This is a genomic window from Streptomyces mirabilis, from assembly GCF_018310535.1.
Classification (GTDB): Bacteria; Actinomycetota; Actinomycetes; order Streptomycetales; family Streptomycetaceae; genus Streptomyces.
In genome coordinates, this window is sequence record NZ_CP074102.1 from 8,822,027 (window position 1) to 8,847,556 (window position 25,530).

Here is a 25,530-nt window from a genome sequence, read left to right on the forward strand (position 1 = left end):
CTCGATGACGCCCTCGCCCTGGACCTGCGCAAACCCCAGGACTACTTCCACCGCGTGTGGTCCACCGCCTTCCGCGCCGCCGACCTCGCCCACGCGGGCAACAACGAGCAGGACGGGTACAGCGATACGTACGCAGCCGACGGTGACGACCCTGAACAGGAAGTTGCATGAACACTGCTACCGTTCTCGAGCCCCGCACCGCGGCGGCCCTGGCCGCCCGCCGTCGCAAGACCGAGACCGCCCTTGAGCGCGTCCAAGAGGCCATCGCCTGGCTCCTACGCGAGAAGGCCCAGGTCAGCGTCGCCGCCGTCGCCCGCCGCGCGGACGTCTCGCGCACCTTCCTTTACGACAACCCCAAGGCCAGGGCCGCGGTCGTCGCAGCGATGACCGAGGCCGGCGAACGCCGGATCCGAATGCTCGCCAACGACGACGAACACGAGGCGACCTGGCGCGAACGCGCCCTGAACGCCGAGGAAGCCCTCAAGGCCGCCCACGCCGAGATCCTCACCCAACGCACCCGCATTGGCGAACTCCTCGGCCAAATCCGCGACTTGCAGGCCGAATGGACCGAGGAAGCCATCCAGCGGACCACCACCGAGAACACCACCCTCAAACAGCGCATCCGCCAGCTTACGGCCGACAACCGCACCCTCGACGAACGGCTCAAGGCCGCCCGCTCCAACCTCCGCTTCCAGGACCGGCGCATCGCCGACCTCGAAGCCCTCATCGCCCCGGGATCATCGCCTGATTAAAATCCCGCAGCCCCTCCGTAGCGGCGCCCGGCCCAGGAGGCGTCTGCGCGGAGTGCACTTGCTTCAAGTGCACTTGAAGGTTCTAGCGTGGTCGGCATGACGGTGACCGACAGCACTCCCGTGAAGTCCCCGCCCATGGACGCTTGCGTGCCCGTGGGGCCGGCCCATCCGCGACCCGACGGCCAGGACCGCTACACGATCAGCGAGGTCGCGGCGTACACCGGGCTCAACGCGCCTACCCTGCGCTGGTACGAGCAGATCGGTCTGATGCCGGAGGTGGAGCGGTCGCACAGCGGCCAGCGCCGCTTCGACAACAGGGACCTGGACTGGCTCTCCTTCGTGGGCAAGCTGCGGCTGACCGGGATGCCGATCGCCGACATGGTCCGCTTCGCGGAGCTGGTCCGCCGGGGCGAGGTCACCTTCGACGAACGGCGGGAAATTCTGGAACAGACCCGGCGCGAGGTCGTGGCGCGCATCGCGGAGCTGCAGGACACCGTCGCCGTACTCGACTCCAAGATCGACTTTTTTGCGGGCGCCCGCCGGGCGTCGGAAAGGGACTGAGCGCCTTCATGAGCAATGCCATCGAACAGATCCGCAAGGTCGAGCTGGGCAACGGCGGCCCCCTCGTCGGCGTCCAGGGCTTCGGTGCCATGGGCATCAGTGTCGCCTACGGACAGACGGACGACGCGGCGGCCCGCGACACGCTGGAGGCCACCGTCGAGGCGGGCGTCACCCTCATCGATACCGCCGACATGTACGGCGTTGGTGCCAACGAGGAGTTCCTCGCGCCGTTCGTCGCCGCGCACCGCGACGAGATCACTCTGGCCACCAAGTTCGGCATCGAGTACCGTGCCGACGACCCGAGCTACCGGGCTATCCGCAACGATCCCGCCTACATCAAGAAGGCCGTCGAGGCGAGTCTGCGCCGCCTGAACGTCGAGGTCATCGACCTCTACTACATGCACCGCCGCGACCCCGCCGTCCCGCTCGTCGAGTCTGTCGGCGCCATGGCCGAACTGGTACGGGAAGGCAAGGTCAAGCACCTCGGGCTGAGTGAGGTCACCGGTGCCGAGCTGCGCGAGGCGCACGCCGTGCACCCGATCAGCGCCCTGCAGACGGAGTGGTCGGTCTTCAGCCGGGACGTCGAGCGCAGCGCGGTGGGCGCGGCCGCCGCGCTCGGGGTCGCCTTCGTGCCGTACTCGCCGCTCGGCCGGGGCTTTCTGACCGGTGCCTTCACCGACGCGAGCAAAGACCTCTCCAGCAGCGACTTCCGGCAGCAGATGCCGCGCTTCAGCGGCGACAACGCCAAGGCGAACGCCGCGCTCCTGGAACCCTTGCACAAGATCGCGGCCGACCGTGGCGCCACCACGGCGCAGATCGCCCTGGCCTGGTTGCAGCAGCGGGCGCAGGCGCACGGCCTGACCGTCGTGCCGATCCCCGGAACGCGCAAGCGCAGCCGCCTCCTCGAGAACGCCGCAGCCACCCGGATCACGCTGACCGCCGAGGAGCTGGCGCTCCTCGAGCCGATCGCCGGCCAGGTGGCGGGCGACCGCTACGCGGACATGTCCCTCACCTCGGCAGCCCGGGAAGCCTAGGTCAACCCGGAATCCGCAACGTGGTCCTGTCCCGCTGACGACCTCACGGGCCGCCCATCGCCCCGGTGGACGGGCCGTGTCACGAGACCACCCGGACGAGCTACAGCAACGACCCCAACTCCCCGTCACGGGCATGTAGTCTATGAATCGTCGCAGTTCAGAGCCGGTATCCGAGCTCCTGCGGTCGGTAATATCGAGTACAACAAGCCGCTCACTCCCACTTATGTTGCCGGGGAGGCCGACGACTTCGAGCGGCGCTGGCACGCCCTGACTCGCCACCACGCCGGCGCCCAGCAGTGGAAATACGCGCGGGTGGGGCACCCTTGACGGGTGCCCCACCCGCGTCGGCGCATGCCGGAGGAGTGCTATCCGACGATCACCGGCTGCCCGGTGTGGCAGGTGAGAAGTCGTACAGGGCGAAGGTGGCCCACCCAACCGGTGTCTGGAGCCGCTACTTTCCGGGACGTCCGAGCTGGTGGACGGTCCAGCCGGCCGCGCGCCAGGACTCAGCGTTGAGAGTGGTGCGGCAGTCCACGAGCAGGGGCGTCCCGGGCCGGTCCACGAGGGTGTGAGGGTCGACCTGCTGGTACTCGGGCCACTCTGTGGCCAGCACGACGACGTCGGCACCGTCGAGCGAGGCGCCACTGTGGCATGCAGGGCCGGGACGGTTACAGGCGAGCGGTGAACTTCCCGTCGCCCAGTTTGCGCAGCCAGCCGCGGTCCGCGAGCTTGACCAACTTCGCCCGCAGCGGCTCCAACTTCCCGCGCACCTCCACTTGAAGGCCCAACTCCTCGCCCACCGTCCGCACCTGCACCGGACCGCCGACGGCCCGCACGATCTCCAGGATCCGGCGGTAGTCGCCGGGCAGCGCGGTCTCGTCCGAGCTGTCGCCGCGGTGCGGGACCAGCAGCACCGCCCGCCCGCCGACCTGCGCCGACGCCGGTGCGACGGCAGCCCGTTCCCCGGCGATCTGCTCGCTCATCCTCGCCAGAACCCGCTCGGCGACCGCGAGTTCGTCCCGCTCGGCCTGCACCTGGTCCAGCTGCTTGACCAGCTGTTCTTCCAGACTGTCCAGTTCCGCGCAGCGCACGGCGATCCGTTCCAGCACCTCGGGGTCCACCATGCCCGGGAGTGTAAGAGTCCCCGGGCTGGAACGGACCAGAACCCGCGAAGACCTCCCTGCCCGACGATCTACACGGCAGACTGCCCCGCGCGACCAGCACGAGCACCCGCGCACAGAATCACACCAGGCCCGTGACCTGCCACTTCGCGATGCACACCACTCATTGGAGTGGGATCAGGCCACACAGCACAAGGTGAATGGGCGTCAGAGTCATGGCGCCCAGCAGTGCTTCTCCTCGCCACAGTGGGGCTGGCCCCGGGTACTCGCGCCTTTATATCTGCCGCACCGGAACACTCCGTCCCAAGCCCTTAGGCGGCGTCGAGTTCGGCGAACTCCGCTTCGGTGAGCTTCAGATCGGCCGCTGCAGCCGAGTCACGGATGGTCGTCGGCCGGGACGCCCCTGGGATCGGGACGACGATCGGGGACTTTGCCAACTCCCAGGCCAGGCAGACCTGTTGCGGGCTGGCATCATGCTCCATGGCGATTCGGGCGAATGCCGAGTGCGATGAACCCAGGCCGCCCGCACGGGAGGTACCGCCCAGCGGGCTGTACGGCAGGAAGGCGATCCCCAGCTCGGTGCACAGCCGCATCTGCGGCTCACTGTCGCGGACGGCCGGCGAGAAATTGTTCTGTACGGACACCAGCCGTTCGCCAAGGATCCCATGGGCTTCGCGCAGCTGGTCGGAGTTCACGTTCGAGATGCCGACGGCACAGATCTTGCCCGCGTCGTACAGGTCCCGCAGCGCGCCCACCGAATCGGCGTATGGCACATTCGGGTCCGGCACGTGCAGCTGGTAGAGGCCGATGGAGTCCCCGCCCAACCGCTTGAGCGAGTCCTCGCACGCCTCCCGCAAGGTCGCGGGATCCCCGTTGAAGGACCATGCTCCGTCGGCTCCGCGAGCCGCCCCGCCCTTCGTGCCGACCAGCACGTCGGAGGTGTCGCCGCCGTACGACGCGAGCGCGCGGGCGATCAGCGACTCGTTGTGGCCGGTCTCGGACGAGTTCAGGCAGTACGACATGGCCGTGTCAATGAATGAGATCCCAGCGTCGATCGCGGCATGGACGGTCGCGACCGCGCGCTCCTCATCTGGCCGCCCCTCGATGGACAGCGGCATCCCACCGAGCCCGATGGCGCTGATTGTGGCGCTGCCGATGCGGCGATTGTGCACTTCCATACCCCCTGGAGTAACGCGATGCGACGCCCGCGACTTTACGCTTCCAGGCTCATGTCCACCGCTGTTCCCCGGATACGCCCGGCAGTCCCCCCCCATGCCGGGAGAACCGGAAACAGCGCGCCGCAAGCGCGGCAGCTGGCGCGTGTCCGGCAGCCGCCCGTGGTCAGGACGCAGCCTCGGTCCGCACATACCGCGGTGCTCCGGGACATCGCCTGCGGGCCATCGGCCTGCACAGCGGCTCCGAATGGGCGATCGGCCGATCGCTGATCCGTTAAGGGATAGCCCATTACGTGGCATCCAGTGGGAAGGTCCAGAGCACCAATCCATCCCGGCCGTAGACGGCGACCCTCGATGGCGGTCGCTTCCCGGCGGTGACGAAGTGGTCCCTGATCTTGGCGACCGTGTCGGCTAGTCCCGCCTCGGTACTCTCCGGGATTGGTCCCGCCGGCTGCCAGTACATGGTCAGCTCCCAGTGACGGCCCCTGCCGCTGCTGCGTGGGGCGGTGGGCTCGGCTTCGAGGTTCAGCTCGTCGAGGAGGTCGAGGATGACGTTCATGTCGCGGCCGTCTATATGCGCGAAGTCCTCTTCCACCAGGATCTCATCCATGCACGCTCACTACCCCGATGCGCGAACCGATCAACCCGTGACGGGCGCGGTCACGATGCGTGGGGCGGGGCGCTCGTATCCGCAACTGCCGGACCAGGTCATCTGACCCAGCCGGAGGGGAACTGTCCCATCGGACCAGACCACTCGGGATCGGTGTCAAGTAGTCGTCTCAATCCATCTGGTCGCCCCAGCTCAGGGCCCAGTGGTCGGACCAGACCAGTTGCGACGGGACACCCTGGCCTGCGGCGACTGGAATGGATGGCAAGGACGCCCACGGACTGGGTTCGATGTCAGCGGACAACCGTTTCCCCTTTATGGGTGGTTGTCGGTCCCTAGCGGTGACTGGGGGAGCGTGCCGGGGAAACACGGACGCGACCGGAAAATGATCACAGGAGGCTACCGTGAACCCGCAACCCCAACAGCAGTACAAACAGGGCGACAAGGTCAGGTACCAGAACGACCAGCAGCAGCAATGCGACGGCACGGTGCAGTCCGTCCAGGGATCGGGCCAAAGTGCCAAGTACACGATCAAAAACCAGAGCACCAACCAGTACGAAGAGGCGCAGCACAGCCGCGTGCAAGGACGCCTTCAGTAACGGCGCGTTGCCCTCTGGCGCCTTGTGAGGCACGGCCGGATTCGAAGTGCTGCCCCGGCTCGGCATGGGATGTCGGGCCGGGGCAGTGGCTTGCGCGCTTCCGGGTGGGTGCCTTGCCGTGTTCAAGCCTGGTGACGCGTGTCAGTAAGTCAACCGGCGCACAAGCGTGAGCCATGATTGCCAATACGGGAATGGCCGGCTTGGCCGCCCGAAAGGAGGGGACTAGGGCGCGTATCGAGTCGTGATCAATGGGTGGTCCGGGTGAGGTCTTTGATCCAGATCATCGAGGCGCGTAGGTGGAGGCCGGCGAGGTAGCTGTCCGGGGTCTTGTCGTATCGGGTGGCGATGCCTCGCCAGGCCTTGAGCTTGTTGATCAGGCGCTCGACGGTGTTCCTCTCCTTGTAGAGGTCGGCGTCGTGGCTGACGGGGCGGCCGCCCCCGGAGCCCTTCTTCTTTCGGTTGGCGGCCTGGTCCTTCTTCTCCGGGATGACTGCCTTGATGCCGCGTTGGCGCAGGTGGGCCCGGTTGCCGCGGGACGAGTAGGCCTTGTCTCCGGCGACCGCGTCCGGCCGGGTGCGGGGACGGCCGACGGGGCCGCGGACCCTTAACTTCTTGAGCACCGGGATGAACTGCGGACTGTCCGCGGCCTGGCCCGCGGTCAGCACGAACGCCAGCGGGCGGCACTTGCGGTCGGCGGCCAGGTGGACCTTGCTGGTCTGCCCGCCCCTGGAGCGTCCGAGGAGAGCGGCCTTCAGGCGGAGTCTTCGCCGACGCCGGATGCGTCGTCGTTCCTCCCACTCGGGATCTGCTGTGACGTCCTGCCCGCTTTGTTCTTCGAGGCTGCCCCCTTTGACCTGGTCTTCTCCTCCTCGGCGGCAGCCTTCTCCAGTGCAGTGATGACGTCCTCGCCCAGGTGCATCCCGGCGGCGTCGTGGTGTGCCCGCGCGGTGGTGGAGTCGATGCTGACCAGGGACAGGTCCACCTCGCCCCGCTTCGCCGCTTCCGCGATCAGGCCCTCCGGCAGGGCCTCGAAGACGCCGGCGTCACGCCACTGCCGGAAGCGGTTGTGCACGGTCGACCAGGCGCCGAACTCCCGCGGCATCTCCCGCCACTGCCCGCCGGTCTTGAACCGCCAGATCACACCCTCGAACTGGTACCGAAGCCGTTCGGGGTACGGGCCGTACGCGCCGATCGGCAGGTACGGCCCGATGAACTCCCACTCTGCATCCGTCAGTTGCACTCGCGTCACGCAAGAAGGCCTACCGGACCAGACCCCGCCGCGAGAGCAAATCCCGCAGATTGATCACGACTCGATACGCGCCCTAGAACCCGGGGCTCACTCAGTGCGCCATGACTCCCGTACGCCCGTCACCGTTGCTGATGACGGCGGCGGGGTTCTGCCCGAAGCGGAAGGCGTAGAGCGTGATGACGTCATTGGCGTCGAACTTTTCCAGGATCGTCTGCCCGGCGGTGGTCTGCATGACCGCGCGCCCACCGGTCAGTGCTTCAATGCCGGGGATGAGCACGCTGCGGTTCTTGAACAGTGCAGTGCGGACGAGCTGATCCGACGTTGCGGTCCCGCCGGTGTACGAGCGGGCGTGGTAGGAGATCTCCCACACCCCGGGGAAGGGGATCTTGAGTTCCGGGACCTCGGAGATCAGCTCATCGATGCGGTCGGCGGAGGTGAGGTCGTGATTGAAGTCGACCGGGCTGGTCTGGAGCCACGTCGAGCCCTTCCGGTAATTCGCTGGAGTCGTCATGTCATTGAGTTCCTTTGTCGCGCTGGGACACACACTGACTGTGCCGGGCATTCATGCCGTCAGCACCGGCCCTATGAGAGCGGCGGCAGGGGTGCGGGTGATAGGCGACAGGAGAGCACATAGGACAACTCGGCGTTATGGGTTTATCTGACCCTTTCGCCCTATGGTGAGGGGTGTGCCGCACGCAGAAACCCTTCTCCGCGAGATCGTTCACGCTTCGCGGCACTGCACAACGACGGGAAATTGATGCTGGTCGCCTCCACACCGCCACCCTCGCGAGTGAGTGCTGCGACGTCACGTTGACGCCCCTGCGTCACCGGCACAGACCGGCCGGGTGCTGGAGGAGCCGCAACCGGCCACGGCGTGACGCTGGAGTCCCGCTGTCGTTGGACAGCGCGACTTCATATAGCCGGGTCCCGGAGACGTCATGGCTGATCCCCCGGGCCCGTAGGTGTGTCCGATTCGGAGTCAGAGCGTCCCGGCGCCCATCGCGGTCTTCCTCATCACGTTCGAAGTCTTCGCCATCAGCCGGTTCCCTGGGCACCGACCGTGACCACCCGTACCGGCGACCTCTGCGTACGGCGGTTCACCGGGGAGCTCCATCGCGAACGCGGTCTTGTCATCCGCGGCCGCGACCTCCACCACGGCCAGGCCCGGCACGGCCACATGCGCGTCATTGATCTGCCTCGTGCCTGGCACGACGCGCCGGCTCCCCCGAAGGTTCTCCCGTCCGAACGGCTTCACCCGACCGGTGCGCAGCTACGCGCGCGTGCTGACGTAGCGCACAGCCGGACCCCACTGCTCCATCACGGGCGCCATGCACCACTGGCATAGCGGACAGCCGCCACTGCCGTACTTGTGTGTCTTGCGCTGGCACCCGGCGCAGAGGCCGACCCGGTCACCGGGGCAGGTCAACGCGGACGGGTCGGGCTCCGTGATCGGAGGTGCGGGAGTTGTCATCATCGATCCTGTTCCGGGTGACAATTTCCAGTCACCTCACCCACAGAATATCGGCCCGGCTGGCACTGTTGTTCGAGCCGCGCCCGGCCCGGGCGGCAACATCTCCTGCGCCACCCCTTGCTGTCAGTCGAGGATGCGGAGCTGGGCGTCGGGCTTGCAGTGTGTACAAGCACGCACGCCCGAGGCGAGGAGCCGGCGTGCTTCGTCGCGCGGGACGGGGCGTCGTCGTTTGCCCGCGGCGTAACAGCCGCCCACGTGCACCTCGATGGGCGGGCGTCCGTTGCCGATGCCGAGTTCGACGATCCAGTCCGGCTCCTGGGGCCGGTTCTTGCGGCCCTGTTCCTGTTCGGCTTCCTGCTCCTGGAGGGCGGCGATCTTGGTGTCGATGCGCTGCAGCCACATGGCGTGCCACACCCGCATTCTGTGGAATCAGCTTTGTCAAGCCCGCGGCTCAGTAACGAGCCGGGCCGGTTCAGTAGGCGCCGCAGAACGGCTCAGCGGCCGTCACTCTGCGTCATCCTAAGATGCGTCCTCACCAGTTCCGAGGCTGTAGTAAAAAGGCGAAGGCCTGTCGATTCCCGCACGCTCCAGGAACGTCACCGGTCGTCGTCCGTGTCCCGCCGGACTTCGACGATCGGCAGCAATTGGCGCGGGGTGGGACCAGAAGGCGTGGGGATGTCTGCAAGTCTGCCGAGAAGCTGGTCGATCGCGGTCTGACCGTCGGTGACGGCTGCCTGTTCGTCCTCAGAGGGCGTTGATGATCCGGTTCGGCATGCGGCGGACCATGCACACCGGGGGTGGTTACCGTCGCGTGCTCGCTGCCCTTGGAGAACACCGCCCGCAGAGGCCCGGATATTCGGCTGCGCGCGCGGGTTGGGCTGCGTACCGTCGATCACTATGACTTACGCATTTCGGGCGGATCAGAAGACCGCGAAGAGGGTACGCGCGATCGTGCCCAAGCTGATTGACGGGGCCAACGACGCACTGAACGTCCAGGCCCTGACGAGCAGTGAACACCACGTGGTCTTCCCGACCCTGGCGGGGTGGTGGCGCTTCGCCAACCGCACCGCGGAGGCGATGATGACACTCTTCGAGCAGGGGTACACCGTGGAGGTGGCCCCGCTAATGCGGAATCTGATCGGCCACGCGTACGCCATGCACTGGCTCGCCGACAACGGGGAGCCCGCCGTCTTCGCCTTGGCCGAGGCCTCCTGGAAGTCGAAGAAGAACCTGCTCGACAACCTGGTCGAGGTGAACTGGCAGTTGCCCGCAGCCAGCGTCGACATCGGCGAGAAGCCCGACTTCGGGTTCACCACCGACGAGGAGCGGAAGCGGCACGGACAGCTGCTCGGCGAGCTGAAGAACTTCATGAACATGGTGAAGGGCTACGGCGACCCGATGATGTACCCGATCTACCGCAACCTGTCGTCGTTCTCGCACACCACGGACCTCACCGCCGGCGTCTACCTCCAGCAGGCCGCCGACGGGCGCCTCATCGTGCACCAGGAGGCGCACACCGATCGACTCGCAGACCTGTGCTGGATGCCGATCCCCTTGCTGCAGGCGGCCAGCGTGATCAGTCCGATGATCACGGGGGACCCCATGAAGAAGCTGGTCACCGAGGCGTGCCGAGACCTGGGGCTGCCCGAGAACCTGCTTCCGCGGCGTCCGTAGGCGCAGTGCGATAGCGCAGACGGCAGCGGCAGTTCAGGGTCAGGGAGCGGAGGCGAGCGGGTCACCGGGGAACCGCACCGGCCAGCCCCTTCATCTCGAAGGGCTGGTTCACGGGCATCGTGACGCCCTCCGCCGCAGCGTGTGCGGGACAGACACGGTCGTTGCGGCGGGTCTGCCACGTACGCTCGATGTCCGGGTCGGCAGCCGCCACGGCGTCGACCGCCGTTCACGGTGGCATCTGAGCCCGCTCCAAGGCCATGGTCACTTCTGCAGACGCTCCGTTGCGAAGCGGGCAGGTGCGCGTGGTCGCGATTGACATGTGCACCGCGTTCAAGGCTGCCGTCCGCGACTCGCTGCCACATGCCACGCTCTTGGTGGGCCGATTCCACGTCGCCCAACTGGCCAACACCGCGCTTGATGAGGATCCTTGAAAACGGGTCTGGTCGGAATTTCGTGATGGTTACGGAGGCTGGCTCTATTCCCCTGGGGTCCATGGCGGGTAGGGGGTGATGTCGGCGGTCCACTCAGTCGAGGCTGTCAGCAGGGCCTCGGGCGTCATCCGGCACACGACCGTGAACGGGTCGCCTGCGCGATTCCGCTTCCGCCAGGGCGGCGAGAACTCAAGGTCCAAGCGGATCTGAAGAGCGATCTGATATGCATCGGCCCGGGTAGCCGCGAAGGCCAAGTTCGGCTCGATGAACTCAAGGCTGTCATCCGCCTGTTGGCCACCATCGGGCGAGCGAGCGAAGTCGCGAAGCCAGTTAGCCAACGCGATCGCATCCTCTGGAGTCAGAGCCTGCCAACGGAAGGTCCACGCTCCCTGCGGGCAATTCGCAGTACCTTCGACGATCAGCCAGCTCCGACGTTTCCCCATGTGAGCAGCGTCTGGGAACTGGTAGTCCGTCACCCTCAGCTCAATGCCGTGCCCGTCACTGTCGATCAACCGCATTGCCCCAGCATGTCACTCGCGCGGTTCCCTCTCTCAGAATTGATCGCTCGGCTGGAGCATGGACGACGCGCCCACAACGGTCACGATCGCAGCAGGACGCGGGTGCGCAGGAGCCGGAATGATCCCCGGCCGTACATCTGCCGCTTGATCGTCTTAAACGGTTGACGTGGCCTTCGACGACGCCGGAACTGTAGGCGAGTGTCATGCCCGCGAGGACGGCATCCCAGTCCTGGCGCAGGAATCCGGCGAAGCCCCGTACCGGAGCGGGCCCGTTGGTCTCGGCCTCGCGGATCCAGGCGGCCAGGAGGTGGCCGCGGCGGTCGCGAACCAGGCCGGTGAAGACTCGGGCCAGGTCGCAGGCGGTGGCGATGTCGGGGCAGGCGATGCGGGCCTCGTCGAGTTGGGACTGCTCGTCGTCGCTGAGGGTGTCGCGTGGGCGCATGATCCAGGAGGTGATCTTGCGCGGGCTGGGGATCGGCCGGGAGGCTTCGGTGGCTGCGGTGCCGCCCCGCAGGCTGCGGACGTAGAGGCGTACGGCCTGGTGGTTGCCGCGGAAGCCGTGTTCGCGGATCTCCCGGTAGATCTGGGTCGCGTTGGTGCAGCCGTCGGTGAAACGCTGCTGGATGTACGGACGGTAGGGGTCGATCTGGCGAGGGCGGCGGTCCCGGGCCGAGGCGATCAGCATGTCAAGGTCGTTGCTCAGGTAGCGGCGGACGGTCTTGCGGTCCAGTCCGAACCGGCGGGCGATGGCGCTGATCGTCCACGTCGCCTCCCGCAGCCGGTGGATCTCCGCATACCGTTCGCTGACCCGTTGCATGAGCGGGGTCGCGGGGATGTTGTCGAGCGGCGGCGTCAGCGGCAACAGCGTCGTGGGTGGCGCGATCGCCGGGGTGGGTGCGTCCACGTCGTCCAGGGCGTATTTGTGCAGGCAGGCGCGGTGCTGGTGGCAGGTCTTCTCGACCGCTGCCGACAGATTCTGAAGCAAGTGCCAGCGATCGGCCACCTCGGTCGCGTCCGGTGCGGCCTCCTTGATCGCGCGGCTGTAGCCGCTGTCGCGGTCCCGGCAGACGATCTCGGCGCCAGGGTGTGCGGTGAGCCAGGCGGCGAGCGTCTCGCTGGTGCGGTCGGCCAGGAGGTCGACCGGGGTGGATCTCTCGACGTCGACCAGGATGGTCCCGTAGGTGCGCGAGCGGCGGAAGGCGAAGTCGTCGACACCCAGCACCCGCGGACTGCGGGCGGGAACCTCGGGCGCGTGCAGCTGGCCGAGCAGCCGGGCCCGGCCGGTGGGCACGGCCAGCGAGTTGCACAGCCGCATGCCCGGACGGCCGCCCGCCACGAGTGCAACGGACCGCCACAACGCCTTCACGCTAGGCCCGGCACGGGCATAACGCGTGGTCAGACCCTCGACCTGCTCCACGAACGTGCGTCGCCCGCAAGCGGGTGCGTTGCAGAAGAACCGCCGGACCTCCAGCTTCACCACCACCCGGCGCCCGCCGGCGGGATACTCGGCGAGCCGTCGCCCATAACGGCTGTGCACCCGACGCGAGGGAGTCGCGCAGCTCGGGCATCTCAACTCCAGTACGGCGCTATGGGCTTCGGCCACAACGACCCCGTCCACCTCGGTCAACCGGTCCAGCACCATCCCCGCGGCGTTCGGGAACAGTGCGTCCTTCAACGCCGACAGATCCCCCATGACCAGGACATTCCCACCGTCAAACACGGGACGTCGAATACACGATCGTGACCGTCACGAAATTCCGCCCAGACCCTTGAAAACGGCCAGGCATGCTCGTCGCCCCATTCGGTCCGGCGTTCAACGTAGTGGGGAGCTTCCCGAGCGCCGGGCGCGTTGTCGGCCGGGGGCTACTCGGGGAAAGTGCGACAGGTGGGGCGGCGCGGGCTGGTGGGGCTTCAGAACGGTCGATCGGTTGTACCCAGGACGACGAGTTCGGTGCTGTCCAGCACCTTCCCGAACGCCTGCGGCTCGCGGCGTACGTGGAAGTAGTCCCACTGCGCGCGGAGGATCACCGGGTCCGGGTGGCCGAGCGCGCACAGCACGTCCCAGTGCAGGGCCTGGGCCCAGACGTAGCCCGGTTCGCCGTCAACGTCCATGTCCTCGACGTCGATCGGAGTGTCCGCGAGCGCACAGGCCAAGCGGTGGCTGTCCACGGGGCCGGCCGCGAAGTCCAGGAACGCGGCGGGGTCGGCATCCTCGGGTGTGCCGTCGGCGATCTCCTCATCCCAGTGTGGCCGCGAGTCGTAGCGGTGGGCGCGTACTCCCTCCCGCCAGACCTCCAACTCCAATCGGTCGCCGTCGTACTGGAAGGCGGCCAGCACCGGGGCGCCCAGCTCGGCGCTGATCGGCCCGGCGAGTGTGAAGACACCATTGTCGTCGACGGACCGGTCCGGATGGACGAGGCAGAATCTCGGCCCGGCCGGGGTCGCGTAGCCAGCCGCGCAGACCTCGCGCAGGACGGGGGCCGCCTGTCCGAGGGGCATGCGGATCAGCATCGTGCCGTACGAGGCCACGGCCTCACCTCCTGGGATGCGGTGACCTTACGTGGCGGTCCAGCCGCCATGCAAAAAAATACGTCCACGCCGGACCCGCGCCCGGCCGATGACCTCTCCCCGACTCCCGGCGGCGCGACTGGACGGTGCACTAGGGCCTGTGTGATGTCGTGATCAACCAGTTGCCTTCAGGAGGTCGTTGATCCAGATCATCGAGGCACGCAGGTGGAGGCCGGCAAGATAGCTCCCGGGTGTCTTGTCGTAGCGAGTCGCGATACCCCGCCAGGCCTTCAGCTTGTTGATCAGGCGCTCGACACTGTTCCGCTCTTTGTAGAGATCGGCGTCATGGCGTGTGGGGCGGCCGCCTCGGCTGCCTTTCTTCTTCCGGTTGGCGGCCTGGTCCTTCTTCTCTGGGATGACTGCCTTGATGTTGCGTTTGCGCAGGTAAGAGCGGTTACCGCGGGAGGAATAGGCCTTATCCGCGGCGACGGCGTCGGGCCGGGTCCGGGGCCGGCCGACGGGAAGACGGATGCGCACCTTCTGCAGCACGGGGACGAACTGCGGGCTGTCGGCGGCCTGTCCTGCGGTCAGGACGAGAGACAGCGGACGGCACTTGCGGTCTGCGGCGAGATGAATCTTGCTCGTCAGTCCACCACGGGATCTGCCGAGCAGGGCCTGGCTCAAGCGGAGCTTGCGCCGTCGCCTGATATGCCGCCGCTCTTCCCGACCGGGGTTGTCACTGCCGTGCTGTCCGTTCTGTTCTTGCCGGCCGCCCCCTTTTGCCGGGCCCGCTCCTGCTCGATGGCGGCCTCTTCAAGGGCGTCCAGGACCTCCTTGCCGATGCGCATCCCGGCTGCGTCGTGGTGGGCGCGGGCCGTGGTGGAGTCCACGCTGACCAGGGACAAGTCCGTCCGTCCCTGGCGGGCGGCCTCGGCGATCAGGCCTTCGAGCAGCGCGGTGAAGACGCCGGTGTCCCTCCACACCCGAAAGCGGCCGTAGACAGTCGGCCACGGGCCGAACTCGCCGGGCATCTCCCGCCACTGGCTGCTGGTACGGAACCGCCAGATCACCCCCTCGAACTGATCCCGCAGCCGTGCGGGGTACGGCCCGTACTCGCCTATCGGCAGGAACGGCTCGATCAACTTCCACTGCTCGTCGGTGAGTTGCCTGCGTGTCACGATCGTCTTCCTACCGGATCCCCCTTCCCGAGGAACCCGGATCGGCAAGATTGATCACGACACCACACAGGCCCTAGTAGGGCTTGGTCAGGTCTGTATTGGTGCTGGTATGTCGCGGTGGCAGGTCGGGCAGGCGCCGGTCCAGACCGCGAGCAGTGTCTGTAGCTCGCGGACGACCTGGTAGAGGCTCAGGCCGACGCCGTGTCTTTTGGGGCCCGGGCCAGTCGTTGCAGAGTGCAGAAGGCATGTGCGACAGAGACAAGGGTGACGTGGTGGTGCCAGCCGCCCCAGGTCCGGCCCTCGAAATGGGCCAGGCCCAGGGCCTGCTTCATCTCCCGGTAGTCGTGCTCGATGCGCCAGCGGAGCTTGGCGAGCCGGACCAGCGTGGTCAGAGGCATGCCGGAGGGCAGGTCGGACAGCCAGAACTGCACCGGCTCGCTCTCACCGGCAGGCCATTCGGCCAACAGCCAGCACTCTGGCAGCTCCGGGCCGTTGGTGGCCTGCCGAACCTCGCGTCCGGCAGGCCGGATGCGCAAGGCCACGAAGCGGGAGTACATCCGCTTGCGGCCGGAGCGGCCGGTGCCAGGCCGGGAGCCTTCACGCCACTGCACCGGCCGAGCTGCCTTCCGCCCCGCCGCGATGACCAACTCCTTCACCGACCGTGGCTTGTCGGGATACTTGGCCACCGGCGGGCGTCCGGTCCCGGAGTACGGCTCGGCCACCGGCACCGCGTCGGCGGGCTGAGCCGACAGCGTGGTGGAGATCCCCACCACGTAATTCAGGCCGCGGGCCTGCAGTCCGTGGCGGAACGCGGCAGCGTCGCCGTATCCGGCGTCCGCGACGGCCAGCGGCACCTCGATCCCCCACGAGCGGGTCTCGTCGAGCATGTCCAGGGCCAGCTGCCACTTCTCCACATGCCCGACATCGTCCGGGATGCCGCAGGCGGTGCGGCGGGCGATCTTGTCCGCATCGGCCTTCGGTGAGGCGGGATCCCAGGTCCGGGGCAGGAACAGCCGCCAGTTGACCGCCGCCGAGGCGGTCTCGGACGCGAGGTGGACCGAGACGCCGACCTGGCAGTTGGTGACCTTGCCCGCGGTGCCGGTGTACTGCCGCGACACGCATGCCGAGGCAGTCCCGTCCTTGAGGAACCCGGTGTCGTCGAAGACCAGGGCTTCCGGCCCGATCACCTTCTCCATCCGCCAGGCGAGCTGGGCCCGGATATGTGCCGGGTCCCAGGGGCTGGTGGTGATGAAGTTGGCCAGTGCCTGACGATTGCCGTCCTCCCCGAGCCGGGCGGCCATCGGCTCGACCGACTTACGCTGCCCGTCGGTCAGCAGCCCCCGCAGATAAACCTGCCCCCACCGGCGCTGATCCTTGCGCGCGAACGGCTCGAACACCTCCGCCGCGAACGCCTCCAACTCACCACGCACCACAGCAATCTCGTCCGGAGTCACACACTCTCAACGCCACACCGGGCCGACAGGACACGCACCACCACAACCGACCTGACCAAGCCCTACTAGTGTCCTGCGCCAGTAGTTGATCGTTAGTAGTTGCGTGACTTCTGCTGCTGGTGCGTCAGTTCCTCGTCGGGGCCCGAAGCTGGAACCGTTACTGCTGTCTGATGATGAGCGGGCGTTGTTGGAACGGTGGACGCGTCGGGCGACATCGGCCCAGGCCCTGGCCCTGCGCGCGCGGATCGTGCTGGCGTGCGCGGGCCCGGAGGTACCACCGATCGTCGCGGTCGCCCGGGATCTGCGGGTGACCGCGGACACCGTCCGCAAGTGGCGCCGACGCTTCCTCGCCGAGCGGCTGGACGGGCTGGCCGACGAGCCCCGGCCGGGCCGGCCGCCCACCATCAGCGTCGATCAGGTGGAAGCGGTCGTGGTCACCACGCTGGAACAGCTCCCGAAGAACGCCACCCACTGGTCACGGACATCGATGGCGCAACACAGTGGTCTGTCGAAGTCGACCGTGGGCCGGATCTGGCGGCAGTTCCAGCTCAAGCCGCATCTGACGGACACCTTCAAGCTGTCGACGGACCCGTTGTTCGTGGAGAAGGTCTACGACGTCGTCGGCCTGTACTTCAACCCTGCCCTTGCCGATAACCTCATCCGCCCTGGTCAGAGCCCGTGTGCCGTGATCTTCGTTCCGTCGGATGCTGAGGCCGGCGCAGTGCTCTGGCGGAGATGACGATCACCTCGGCATGATGGTCGCTCGTGCTGTTGAAACTCGCCTACCTGAGCGTGACCAACATGTTCGCGATGCTGCGACTGCTGCCGGTGAGCACCCGGGACAAGGATGTAGAGATCCTGGCTCTACGCCATCAGATCACCGTGCTGCCACGGCATCTGAACGGGCAGCGAGTCCAGTTCGCACCGGGGGATCGGGCGTTCCTGGCGGCGCTGCTGCATGACCTCCCGAAGGAGGCGCTGCTCCGTATGCGGTTGCTGGTGCGGCCGGACACGATCCTGCGTTGGCACCGTGACCTGGTCGCCCGCCGGCATGCCGCCCGATCCCGGCCCCACCGCGGGGGCCGACTGCGCACCGTCCGCTCCATCCGGGCCCTCGTACTGCGCCTGGTCCGTGAGAACCCGAGCTGGGGGTACCGGCGCGTGCACGGCGAACTGCTGGTACTCGGAGTGAAGGTAGCCGCGTCCACGGTCTGGGAGATCCTCCAGGACGCCGGCATCCCGCCGGCCCCCGAACGGGCGTCGAGCACCTGGTCGGACTTTCTGCGCTCCCAAGCGGACGTCCTTCTGGCGTGTGACTTCTTCGAGACCGTCACCTTGTCCGGGGCGCGGTTGTACGTCTTCGCGGTGATCGAGCACGCCAACCGGCAAATCCGGGTCCTGGGCGCCACTGCGCATCCCACCGCGGCCTGGGTGGCCCAGGCGGCGAAGAACCTCGTCATGGACCTCGAAGACGCCGACTGCCGGGCAAGGTTCATGATCCGGGACCGGGACGGGAAGTTCCCCGCACTGTTCGACACCATCCTCACCAGCGCCGGCATCGAGGTAGTCCTCAGCGGCGTGCGAATACCGCGCATGAACTCGATCATGGAACGGTGGGTGCAGACCTGCCGCCACGAACTCTTGGACCGCACCCTCATCTGGAACCATCACCACCTGCTCCGCGCGCTGAGGGAGTTCGAGCAGTTCTATAACGGGCATCGACCGCATCAGGGCATCGCCAACGCCCGCCCACTGCACCCGTTGCCCCCACCGATCACCGATCCGGGGCAGATCGCCCGCCTCGACATACGAAAACGCGACCGACTCGGCGGCATCCTCCACGAGTACCAACATGCCGCGTGACCTGTACGGACGAAGTTTTCGGCAAGGACAAGATCTTGGTGGTTAATCCCAATTCGCTTGTCATGTCGCGGAGTTGATCGCTGCGGGAGCGACGGATCCAGTGGATGGCATCATGCTGATCGTTGATCTTGTCGTGGTTCCTTGGGGGATCGGAGTGTGTCGTGTCGATGCAGCCGCAGTCCTGGCCTGAGCCGGATCCGCAGGTCGCGGCGGCGATCCGGGCGATGTATCGGGGCAGGCGGGAGGCGCCGCTGGCGGTGCAGGTCCGTGACCGGCTCGGGGAGCTGTTCCCGGACGCGGCCTTTGCTGACGCGTTCGGCCAGGTGGGCAGGCCAGGCTGGTCACCGGGGCGTCTGGCGCTGGTCACGGTGCTGCAGAAGGCCGCGAATCTGACCGATCGGCAGGCTGCTGACGAGGTTCGCGAGAACCTCGCCTGGAAGTACGCACTCGGCCTGAACCTGGAGGATCCGGGCTTCGACCACAGCGTGCTGTCAGAGTTCCGCTCCCGTGTCGTCGCCCACGGCCTGGAGGAACGTGTGCTGGACCTGTTGCTGGAGCGCCTGCAGACCCTGGATCTGGTGCAGGCGGGCGGCAGCCAGCGAACCGACTCCACGCACATCGTTGCCGTGGTGCGAGATCTGAACCGACTCGAGTTGGTCGGCGAGAGCGTCCGCGCGGCCCTGAACGCGCTGGCCGCCGCATGCCCCGACTGGGTCGATCAGGTGCTGGTCGTGGAGGAGTGGAGCCGCCGCTACGCGGACCGGATCGACAACTGGCGACTGTCCGCCTCGAAGACCAAGCAGCACGAACTCGCCGTGCAGTACGCCACCGACGGCTACACGCTGCTGCAGGCCGTCTACGCGCCCGCCTCGCCGGGGTGGCTGCGCGAGCTGCCTGCGGTGCAGACCCTGCGGTGCGTGCTGGTGCAGAACTACATCCGCACCCCGGACCGGGCCGGCAGGCTGCGGATCCGGCAGCGCGAGCGGGCCGAGGACGGCGGCGACGGCCTGCCGCCCGCCCCGATACGCCTGGCCTCGCCCTACGACACTGACACTCGCTGGTCCGCCAAGCGTGACCTGTTCTGGAACGGCTTCAAGCTGCATGTCTCGGAGACCTGCCACCCGCAGGCCGACGGAGACCGGCCGGCTGGCCCGAACCTGATCACCAACGTCACGACCACCTGCTCCACCCTGCCGGACAGCAAAGCTCTGGACACGATCCACCAGAGTCTTCACCGCCGCCACCTGCTGCCTGCCCGGCACTACCTCGACTCCGGCTACCCCAGCGCCGACCTGATCGTCTCGTCCGCCAAGGACTACGGCATCGCCTTGGTCACCCCGGTCCTGCTCGACACCTCCCCTCAGGCCAAGGCCCAACAAGGCTTCGCCGCCCACGACTTCACCATCGACTGGGATCGCAAGCGGGCCGTCTGCCCGGCCGGAAAGATCAGCGCCACCTGGAACGACGTCGTCCAGGACGGCGTGGCCAAGACCGTCGTCGCCTTCGCCGCGCTGGACTGCATCCCCTGCCCGACCAAGGAGCAGTGCACCAGCTCACGAAAGGGCCGTCGGCTCAGCCTCTACCCCCGTGAGCTCACCGAGGCCATCCGCACCGCCCGCGCCCAGCAACAGGACGGAACCTGGCAACGCGACTATGCACTCCGCGCCGGCGTCGAGGGCTCCATCCGCCAGGCCACCCACACCACCGGCCTGCGCCGAGCCCGCTACCGCGGCCTCGCAAAGACCCACCTCGACCACACCACCAGCGCCACCGCCCTCAACCTCATCCGACTCAACGCCTGGTGGAACGGCCACCCCCTCGACCGCACCAACCATAGCCACCTCGCCAGACTTCAACTCCGCCTTGCAGCTTGAGAGTTGGGATTAACCACCAAGATCGGACAAGGTCACCATCGCCAACCTGGCCCGACACGGCCGCGAACGCGTAGACGCGGTGACAACTGGCCTGGAGGAGCTGGAGAAGCACGGATTCCTGCTGCGCGACCGCGCCCGCAACGCCGACGGCACGCTCGGGCAGGCGCTGTACTTCATCACCGACCTGCCCGCCCTGCAAAACCCCAGCTCACAACCAGAGTCGGGTTATCCAGGATTGGCTGAGCCAGTGTTGGCTGATCCCGGCACTAAGAACACCATCGTTAAGCTTGGTGTTTAACCTCGGCCGTTCACCTGACCCGCTGATCTTGGTTCGTTCCCGGGACAGCAGGACGGCCGTTCTTCACGCTTCGAGGTGTCGAGCAACGTCGCGTGAAGGAACGGCCGCTGGTGAAGAGTCTCGCCCCTGAACAGTCCGCCGACGCCGCGTTGGGCGTCCTGTCCCACTTTCGTGTCCAGTTCTACGACTGTCTCTACACCCGGGCGGATGCGCTCTTCGAGCTCGCCGACGCGGTGCTGTGCTCGGACGGCCCGGTCACCTCGCTGGTCGAGTTGACGCTCACGGCCGAGCACCGGCGCGGGCACGGAGCGATGTACGACGCGGTCAATCACGGCTGGCTGGAGCCGCGCCGCCTGCGCAGGCTGCTGGCCTCCACGCCGCTGCCGCGTGCCGCCGACGGGCGGATCGTGCTCGCGGTGGACGTGAGCAACTGGCTGCGTCCCGACGCCCCCACCAGCCCGGAGTTGCTGTTCTGCCACGTCTACGGGCGGGGCCGCAGCGCGGATCAGTTCATCCCCGGCTGGCCCTACTCCTTCGTTGCCGCGCTGGAGACGGGACGCACGTCCTGGACGGCTGTGCTGGACGCGATCCGGCTGGGGCCGTGCGACGATGCCACCGCGGTGACCGCCAGCCAGCTGCGCGAGGTGGTCACCCGGCTGGTGCACGCCGGGCAGTGGCGGCCGGGCGACGCGGACATCCTCGTCGTCATGGACACCGGCTACGACGTCACCCGTCTTGCCTATGTCCTGGCCGACCTGCCCGTCGAGCTGGTCGGCCGGCTCCGCTCGGACCGCGTCATGCTCCGGGACGCCGGCCCACGCCGCTCCACCCCGCGCGGCGGACAGCCCCGCAAGCACGGCGGCGTCCTCACCTTCTCCAAGCCGGAGTCCTGGCACACCCCTGACCAGGCCACCACGTGCGACACCACCCGCTACGGCACAGCCGAAGCCCTCGCCTGGGACCGGATGCACCCCCGGTTACAGGCCCGTGGCCCCTGGCTCGATCACTGCGGTGAACTCCCTCTGCTCCACGGCACGTTGATCCGGCTGAAGGTTGAGCACCTGCCCGGTGACCGTGACCCGAAGCCGGTATGGCTGTGGTCCTCACGCACCGGCATGACCGGCGAAGACGTCAACCTGCGCTGGCAGGCGTTCCTTCGCAGATTCGATCTTGAACATACCTTCCGACTGTTCAAGCAGACCCTGGGCTGGACCGTCCCCAAGGTCCGCGATCCGCACACGGCCGACCTGTGGACGTGGCTGATCATCGCCGCCCACACCCAGCTCCGCCTTGCCCGGCCCCTCGCCGAGGACCTTCGTCGGCCCTGGGAGCGGCCGGCGCAACCTCGTCGCCTCACCCCTGCCCGGGTTCGGCGGGGGTTCCGCCACCTCCGCGTGAAGACCGCCCGTCCCGCCGACGTGCCCAGACCCTCCAAGCCCGGACCCGGACGCCCACCCGGTTCAAAGAACCGCAGGTCAGCCCCACGTCACGAGCCTGGAAAGACCGTGAAACGAATCGAAACCCTCACCGAACACGTCCGCCTGAAACAGCAGCGAGGTTAATGATCAAGTGTACGTCCAGCAGTCCGGGCGTCTTCCCAGTTCAGAAGGGGTGTGAACGATGTAACCGGACGTCAAGCTCAGGATAGCCAGCCGGTGGAAGTCCGGTCCGGGGAGACGCCAGGGTCCCCGGTAGCTGACTCCCGGCGTCGCCCGAAATGGTGGCGTCGAAGTGGAGTGACAAGCGCCTCTCGGGGGCGTGCAACCGACCAGTCCGCAACATGAAGTGAAGCCTGCAGCGTCGTCATTTAACCCCCGCCCGCGGGCGGGCCAAGGAGGAGCCGAGCCTGTGCTTGATTGGCGAAGGCCACGGAAGATGATCTCGGACCTGGAGCGGTCGTCGAAGAACCTCCCGGCGTAAGGGGCGTGGAATGGTCGGAAGGTTGTCCTGGGAACTGGAGAGAGCCTCCTCGGCCCCGGGTATTGCGGCCCGGGAAGCGTGGCCTGCCTATAACCGGCAGAACCGGGAAATGGCGGGTTGTCGAGAGGCAGTCGGAGGGGGTCGTAGTAGTGACGATCGGCGGGACAACACAACCCGCTGGGAGCGAAGGGCCCCTGCTTCATCGACGCGATTCGAAAACAGGGAGGGACCCGGATGAGTGCCGTTACGGCTAGTTCCATCCGCCGGGAGGAAAGCGTCGCAGGACCAGTCCGCCGTCCTCTGGACAAGGTCCGAGCCTTGCAACGGACGCTTTACCGCTGTGCCGAGCAAGAACCCGAACGCCGGTTTCACGCCCTGTATGGCCATGTCCACCGCATGGACGTTCTGAGGCGGGCGTGGGCCGGTGTGTGCGCAAACCGGGGTGCCCCCGGCGTGGACGGTACGACCGTCGACGCGGTGGAATCCTCGGGGGTGGATGCATTCCTCCAAGACCTTTCGCAGAGACTGCGGGCGCATACGTATCGTCCGTCAGTGCTGCGACGGGTCCAGATTCCCAAACCGGGGCGGCCGGGGGAGTTCCGGCCGCTATCGATCCCCACCGTGGCGGACCGCGTGGTGATGACGGCTGCGAAACTGGTCATGGAACCAGTATTCGAGGCCCAGTTCACCGAGGCGAGCTATGGATTCAGGCCGAAGCGGTCCGCGATCGACGCGTGCGAGGCAGTGCGTGTCGCCGCGAACCAGCGGCGGGAGTGGGTGTTCGAGGCCGATATCCGCGACTGCTTCGGCACGATCGACCATGAGGCGCTGATGGCCCAAGTGGCGCGGCGTGTGGTGGACCGGCCGATGCTGAAGCTGATCCGGGCCTGGCTGCGGATGGGAGTCCTGGTGGGCGGGGTGACCTCGCCTACCGGGGCGGGAACCCCTCAGGGCTCACCGATTTCCCCATTGCTGGCAAATATCGCGCTGCACGTTCTCGACGAGGCGTGGCAGAACGAAGGTCGCCGGCTGGGGACGTTGGTGAGGTACTGCGATGATTTCGTAGTCCTGTCGCCGACCAAGCAACGGGCCGAACAGGCCCGTGAATTGGCGGCACGAGTTCTGGAACGGCTCGGGATGCGATTGCATCCTGAGAAGACCGGCATCGTCTGCCTCACCCGAGGCGGGCAGGGCTTCGACTTTCTCGGCTTCCACCACCGGAAGATGGAATCGTGGAAATGGCGGGGCAGGTACTACTTGCAACGCTGGCCCTCGGCCAGGGCGATGCGGGTACTGCGGGACAAAGTCCGTGCGGCGACCGCTCGTTCGAAGACTGAGCGGCCGGTATCCGCCGTGGTCGCCGATCTCAACCCGGTCCTGCGGGGCTGGTCGGCGTACTTCCGTAACGGGAACTCCGGACGGAAGTTCAACGTGGTCGACGGCTATGTCCACGAACGGCTGGCGATCTTTGCCAGCGCGAAACACGGACTTGCGGGCAGGAACTGGACCACCCGATTTACTTATGGGTGGATCACCCGGCTCGGTGTCTACCGCCTTACCGGAAACGTGCACAGGGCAACGGCGCATGCCAGCCGGTGAACGATGTCGGAAAGCCGTGTGCGGGAGAACTGCATGCACGGTTTGAAGCGGCGGGGACTGGAAACGGGGCATCAGCCACCGCGCCAGTCCCCGACCCTACTAAGAAGCTGTTGTCTTTCCGGACGTGATCGCCGCGTTTCCGCTGGTCGGGCGTGGGGTCGGTGATTCGGTGGGAGTAGTGGCCTGTCGTGCTGTCGCTCCCTGGGAGGTCGTGGATGCCGTCGGTGGTCGGGCTGTTGGAGCAGCGTGAGCTGGGTGCTCGCCGTCGGTTGGACGGGCTGCGGGAGGAGGCCGACCGCATCCAGGCCGAGCTGGCCGTGGCCGAGCGGGAATGGAAGGAGTGGGCCATCGCCTGCTCGCGGGTCGGCGAGGTGCTGGCCCCGGCAGACGAGAGCGCGCAGGACCACGCCCGGGTCGAGGGGACCGCGCCGGCCGCCGGGGAGCAGACCGCAAAGACGTCGCAGGTGCCGGATGCTGCGAAGACGAAGTCGCAGGTGCCGGTGTGGCGTGAGGGGCTGGCCTGGGCGGTGCTGTCGGTGGACTACCAGCGCATCCTCACGGCGCTCGCGGACCGGCACCGGCTCCATCAAGGGCCGCTGACCTGCCAGGAGATGGCCGCGGCGTTCGGCATGGACGCGGTGCCGGCACGGGTGGAGGCGCTGCGATCGAAGGCGAAACGCCTGGTCGCGCGCGGCTGGCTGGCCGAGCCCGCGCCGGGCAGGTTCACCCTCGCGCAGGCCGTGGCCGGGCCAGGCGGCGGGTCATGAGCAGGGTCATCGACCAGTAGATCATCGCTTCGGCGCTGGTGGTGCGGCGTTCGTAGTCGCGTGCCAGGCGGCGGGTGCGCATCAGGTGGGCGAAGAGGCGCTCGACGATCCACCGCTTGGGCAGCACCACGAAGCCGCGCATGTCGTCGCTGCGTTTGACGATCGCCAGGACCAGCGAGAACGCGGTGAGGCAGTACTCGACGAGGCTGCCGGTGTAGCCGCCGTCGGCCCAGACCAGGGCGAGCCGGTGGTGCACGTCGGCCACCTGCTCCAGCAGCACCCGGGCGGCGGCGCGGTCACCGATGTCCGCGGCGGTGACCATCACCCCCAGCAGCAGGCCGAGCGTGTCGACCACGACGTGCCGCTTGCGCCCGTTGACCAGTTTGCCGCCGTCGAAGCCGCGGCTGTCCGCGCCGACGACGGCGTCCGCCTTGACGGACTGCGAGTCGATCACCGCAGCCGTCGGCTCCGCATCCCGCCCCAGCTCCTCGCGGACCCTGGCCCGCAGCCGGTCGTGGAACTCCTTGACCAGGCTGTGGTCGCGCCAGCGGCGGAAGAACGCGTAGATGCGGTCCCACGGCGGGAAGTCCGCCGGCATCGCCCGCCACTTGATGCCATTGTCGACCAGGTAGCGGATCGCATCGAGTATCGACCGGTGGCAGTACGCCTCCGGCTGCCCGCCCCGGCCCCGCATCCAGCCCGGCACCGGCAGCAACGGGCGGACCACGGCCCACTCCCCGTCCGTCATATCAGTCGGATACCGGCGCTCACGCACCGGATTGTCGGCGGCGTTCCCGAACCGGTGAGCCAGACAGTCACACCCAGGGGTGACCGAGCTGGACTGCCCGGACATCGACACGGAAGACTGCGGCACCAG

General features: G+C 67.5%; 25 protein-coding genes and 3 pseudogenes. 13 read left to right on the forward strand and 15 right to left on the reverse strand.

The genetic code is table 11. The features are described 5' to 3' along the window. The first annotated feature begins 167 nt into the window (after positions 1 to 167). The 3 genes from SMIR_RS39330 to SMIR_RS39340 all read left to right on the forward strand — a co-directional run bounded on the left by SMIR_RS39330 (position 168) and on the right by SMIR_RS39340 (position 2,347). Positions 168 to 752 (forward strand): DUF6262 family protein, encoded by a 585-nt coding sequence (locus SMIR_RS39330; RefSeq protein WP_168488521.1) that lies wholly within the window; start codon positions 168 to 170, stop codon positions 750 to 752. A gap of 96 nt (positions 753 to 848) precedes the next feature. After that, the gene (locus SMIR_RS39335; protein ID WP_168488518.1) at positions 849 to 1,313 is read left to right on the forward strand and encodes a MerR family transcriptional regulator; all 465 of its coding nucleotides are present in this window, start codon (positions 849 to 851) and stop codon (positions 1,311 to 1,313) included. 8 nt (positions 1,314 to 1,321) lie between these two features. Continuing rightward, positions 1,322 to 2,347, forward strand: coding sequence for an aldo/keto reductase (locus tag SMIR_RS39340; RefSeq protein WP_168488516.1), 1,026 nt, complete (start codon positions 1,322 to 1,324; stop codon positions 2,345 to 2,347). Between the two features lie 451 nt (positions 2,348 to 2,798). On the opposite strand, the gene SMIR_RS39345 is transcribed toward SMIR_RS39340, so the two are convergent. The 4 genes from SMIR_RS39345 to SMIR_RS39360 all read right to left on the reverse strand — a co-directional run bounded on the left by SMIR_RS39345 (position 2,799) and on the right by SMIR_RS39360 (position 5,253). Further along, positions 2,799 to 2,960 carry a hypothetical protein gene (locus SMIR_RS39345; RefSeq protein ID WP_249938569.1) on the reverse strand — a complete coding sequence of 54 codons (162 nt, stop codon included), beginning with the start codon at positions 2,958 to 2,960 and terminating at the stop codon, positions 2,799 to 2,801. Positions 2,961 to 3,015: 55 nt separating this feature from the next. Continuing rightward, positions 3,016 to 3,471: a hypothetical protein gene (locus tag SMIR_RS39350; protein WP_212728140.1), complete on the reverse strand. Its 456-nt coding sequence runs from the start codon at positions 3,469 to 3,471 to the stop codon at positions 3,016 to 3,018. Positions 3,472 to 3,779: 308 nt separating this feature from the next. Beyond that, positions 3,780 to 4,640 (reverse strand): aldo/keto reductase, encoded by an 861-nt coding sequence (locus SMIR_RS39355; protein ID WP_212728487.1) that lies wholly within the window; start codon positions 4,638 to 4,640, stop codon positions 3,780 to 3,782. Between the two features lie 292 nt (positions 4,641 to 4,932). Beyond that, on the reverse strand, positions 4,933 to 5,253 hold the full coding sequence (locus SMIR_RS39360) for a hypothetical protein (protein WP_212728141.1): 321 nt from the start codon (positions 5,251 to 5,253) through the stop codon (positions 4,933 to 4,935). A gap of 401 nt (positions 5,254 to 5,654) precedes the next feature. Between SMIR_RS39360 and SMIR_RS39365 the strand changes: the two genes are divergently transcribed. Next, positions 5,655 to 5,849 (forward strand): hypothetical protein, encoded by a 195-nt coding sequence (locus SMIR_RS39365; RefSeq protein ID WP_212728142.1) that lies wholly within the window; start codon positions 5,655 to 5,657, stop codon positions 5,847 to 5,849. 245 nt (positions 5,850 to 6,094) lie between these two features. On the opposite strand, the pseudogene SMIR_RS39370 reads toward SMIR_RS39365, so the two are convergent. The 4 genes and pseudogenes from SMIR_RS39370 to SMIR_RS39385 all read right to left on the reverse strand — a co-directional run bounded on the left by SMIR_RS39370 (position 6,095) and on the right by SMIR_RS39385 (position 8,971). Continuing rightward, positions 6,095 to 7,098 (reverse strand): annotated as a pseudogene (locus tag SMIR_RS39370) (IS5 family transposase). A gap of 91 nt (positions 7,099 to 7,189) precedes the next feature. Further along, positions 7,190 to 7,609, reverse strand: a complete 420-nt coding sequence (locus SMIR_RS39375; protein ID WP_212728143.1) for a hypothetical protein — start codon at positions 7,607 to 7,609, stop codon at positions 7,190 to 7,192. A 468-nt stretch (positions 7,610 to 8,077) separates the two neighbouring features. After that, the gene (locus SMIR_RS39380; RefSeq protein ID WP_212728519.1) at positions 8,078 to 8,308 is read right to left on the reverse strand and encodes a DUF6207 family protein; all 231 of its coding nucleotides are present in this window, start codon (positions 8,306 to 8,308) and stop codon (positions 8,078 to 8,080) included. Between the two features lie 384 nt (positions 8,309 to 8,692). Then, positions 8,693 to 8,971: a DUF6233 domain-containing protein gene (locus tag SMIR_RS39385; protein ID WP_249938570.1), complete on the reverse strand. Its 279-nt coding sequence runs from the start codon at positions 8,969 to 8,971 to the stop codon at positions 8,693 to 8,695. Positions 8,972 to 9,520: 549 nt separating this feature from the next. Between SMIR_RS39385 and SMIR_RS39390 the strand changes: the two genes are divergently transcribed. Next, a complete protein-coding gene (locus SMIR_RS39390; RefSeq protein ID WP_212728145.1) occupies positions 9,521 to 10,243 on the forward strand; it encodes a DUF5677 domain-containing protein in 723 nt (240 codons plus the stop codon). A 61-nt stretch (positions 10,244 to 10,304) separates the two neighbouring features. On the opposite strand, the gene SMIR_RS39395 is transcribed toward SMIR_RS39390, so the two are convergent. Next, complete coding sequence (locus tag SMIR_RS39395; RefSeq protein ID WP_212728146.1) at positions 10,305 to 10,454, reverse strand: hypothetical protein; 150 nt, start codon at positions 10,452 to 10,454, stop codon at positions 10,305 to 10,307. Positions 10,455 to 10,500: 46 nt separating this feature from the next. On the opposite strand from SMIR_RS39395, the gene SMIR_RS45080 reads away from it, so the two are divergent. Next, positions 10,501 to 10,674 (forward strand): transposase, encoded by a 174-nt coding sequence (locus tag SMIR_RS45080; RefSeq protein ID WP_422664494.1) that lies wholly within the window; start codon positions 10,501 to 10,503, stop codon positions 10,672 to 10,674. Between the two features lie 44 nt (positions 10,675 to 10,718). Here SMIR_RS45080 and SMIR_RS39405 read toward each other — a convergent pair whose 3' ends face one another. The 5 genes and pseudogenes from SMIR_RS39405 to SMIR_RS39425 form a co-directional block, all read right to left on the reverse strand. Continuing rightward, on the reverse strand, positions 10,719 to 11,192 hold the full coding sequence (locus SMIR_RS39405) for a WapI family immunity protein (RefSeq protein WP_212728148.1): 474 nt from the start codon (positions 11,190 to 11,192) through the stop codon (positions 10,719 to 10,721). Then, positions 11,173 to 12,885, reverse strand: a complete 1,713-nt coding sequence (locus SMIR_RS39410; RefSeq protein ID WP_212728149.1) for an ISL3 family transposase — start codon at positions 12,883 to 12,885, stop codon at positions 11,173 to 11,175. The genes SMIR_RS39405 and SMIR_RS39410 overlap by 20 nt, the downstream gene beginning before the upstream one ends. Before the next feature lie 218 nt (positions 12,886 to 13,103). After that, entirely contained in the window at positions 13,104 to 13,721 is a 618-nt protein-coding gene (locus SMIR_RS39415; RefSeq protein ID WP_212728150.1) for a hypothetical protein, read from the reverse strand. Positions 13,722 to 13,874: 153 nt separating this feature from the next. Beyond that, positions 13,875 to 14,878: pseudogene (locus SMIR_RS39420) on the reverse strand (IS5 family transposase). A 188-nt stretch (positions 14,879 to 15,066) separates the two neighbouring features. After that, entirely contained in the window at positions 15,067 to 16,332 is a 1,266-nt protein-coding gene (locus tag SMIR_RS39425; protein WP_168488627.1) for an IS701 family transposase, read from the reverse strand. Between the two features lie 148 nt (positions 16,333 to 16,480). Here SMIR_RS39425 and SMIR_RS39430 point away from each other — a divergent pair. The 7 genes and pseudogenes from SMIR_RS39430 to SMIR_RS39460 all read left to right on the forward strand — a co-directional run. Then, a pseudogene (locus SMIR_RS39430) lies at positions 16,481 to 16,972 on the forward strand (helix-turn-helix domain-containing protein); the annotation flags it as partial. Between the two features lie 125 nt (positions 16,973 to 17,097). Continuing rightward, a complete protein-coding gene (locus SMIR_RS39435; protein WP_212728152.1) occupies positions 17,098 to 18,195 on the forward strand; it encodes an integrase core domain-containing protein in 1,098 nt (365 codons plus the stop codon). A gap of 167 nt (positions 18,196 to 18,362) precedes the next feature. Next, positions 18,363 to 20,069, forward strand: coding sequence for an IS1182 family transposase (locus tag SMIR_RS39440; RefSeq protein ID WP_168500831.1), 1,707 nt, complete (start codon positions 18,363 to 18,365; stop codon positions 20,067 to 20,069). Between the two features lie 79 nt (positions 20,070 to 20,148). Beyond that, positions 20,149 to 20,367 (forward strand): hypothetical protein, encoded by a 219-nt coding sequence (locus SMIR_RS39445; RefSeq protein ID WP_212728153.1) that lies wholly within the window; start codon positions 20,149 to 20,151, stop codon positions 20,365 to 20,367. Positions 20,368 to 20,477: 110 nt separating this feature from the next. Continuing rightward, positions 20,478 to 21,929, forward strand: a complete 1,452-nt coding sequence (locus tag SMIR_RS39450) for an NF041680 family putative transposase (RefSeq protein ID WP_168486688.1) — start codon at positions 20,478 to 20,480, stop codon at positions 21,927 to 21,929. A gap of 754 nt (positions 21,930 to 22,683) precedes the next feature. Beyond that, positions 22,684 to 23,886 carry a group II intron reverse transcriptase/maturase gene (gene ltrA / locus SMIR_RS39455; protein ID WP_249938636.1) on the forward strand — a complete coding sequence of 401 codons (1,203 nt, stop codon included), beginning with the start codon at positions 22,684 to 22,686 and terminating at the stop codon, positions 23,884 to 23,886. Positions 23,887 to 24,101: 215 nt separating this feature from the next. Further along, positions 24,102 to 24,653 carry a hypothetical protein gene (locus tag SMIR_RS39460; protein ID WP_212727417.1) on the forward strand — a complete coding sequence of 184 codons (552 nt, stop codon included), beginning with the start codon at positions 24,102 to 24,104 and terminating at the stop codon, positions 24,651 to 24,653. Here SMIR_RS39460 and SMIR_RS39465 read toward each other — a convergent pair. Continuing rightward, a complete protein-coding gene (locus SMIR_RS39465; protein WP_249938474.1) occupies positions 24,610 to 25,527 on the reverse strand; it encodes an IS5 family transposase in 918 nt (305 codons plus the stop codon). The genes SMIR_RS39460 and SMIR_RS39465 overlap by 44 nt on opposite strands. Between the last annotated feature and the right edge of the window lie 3 nt (positions 25,528 to 25,530).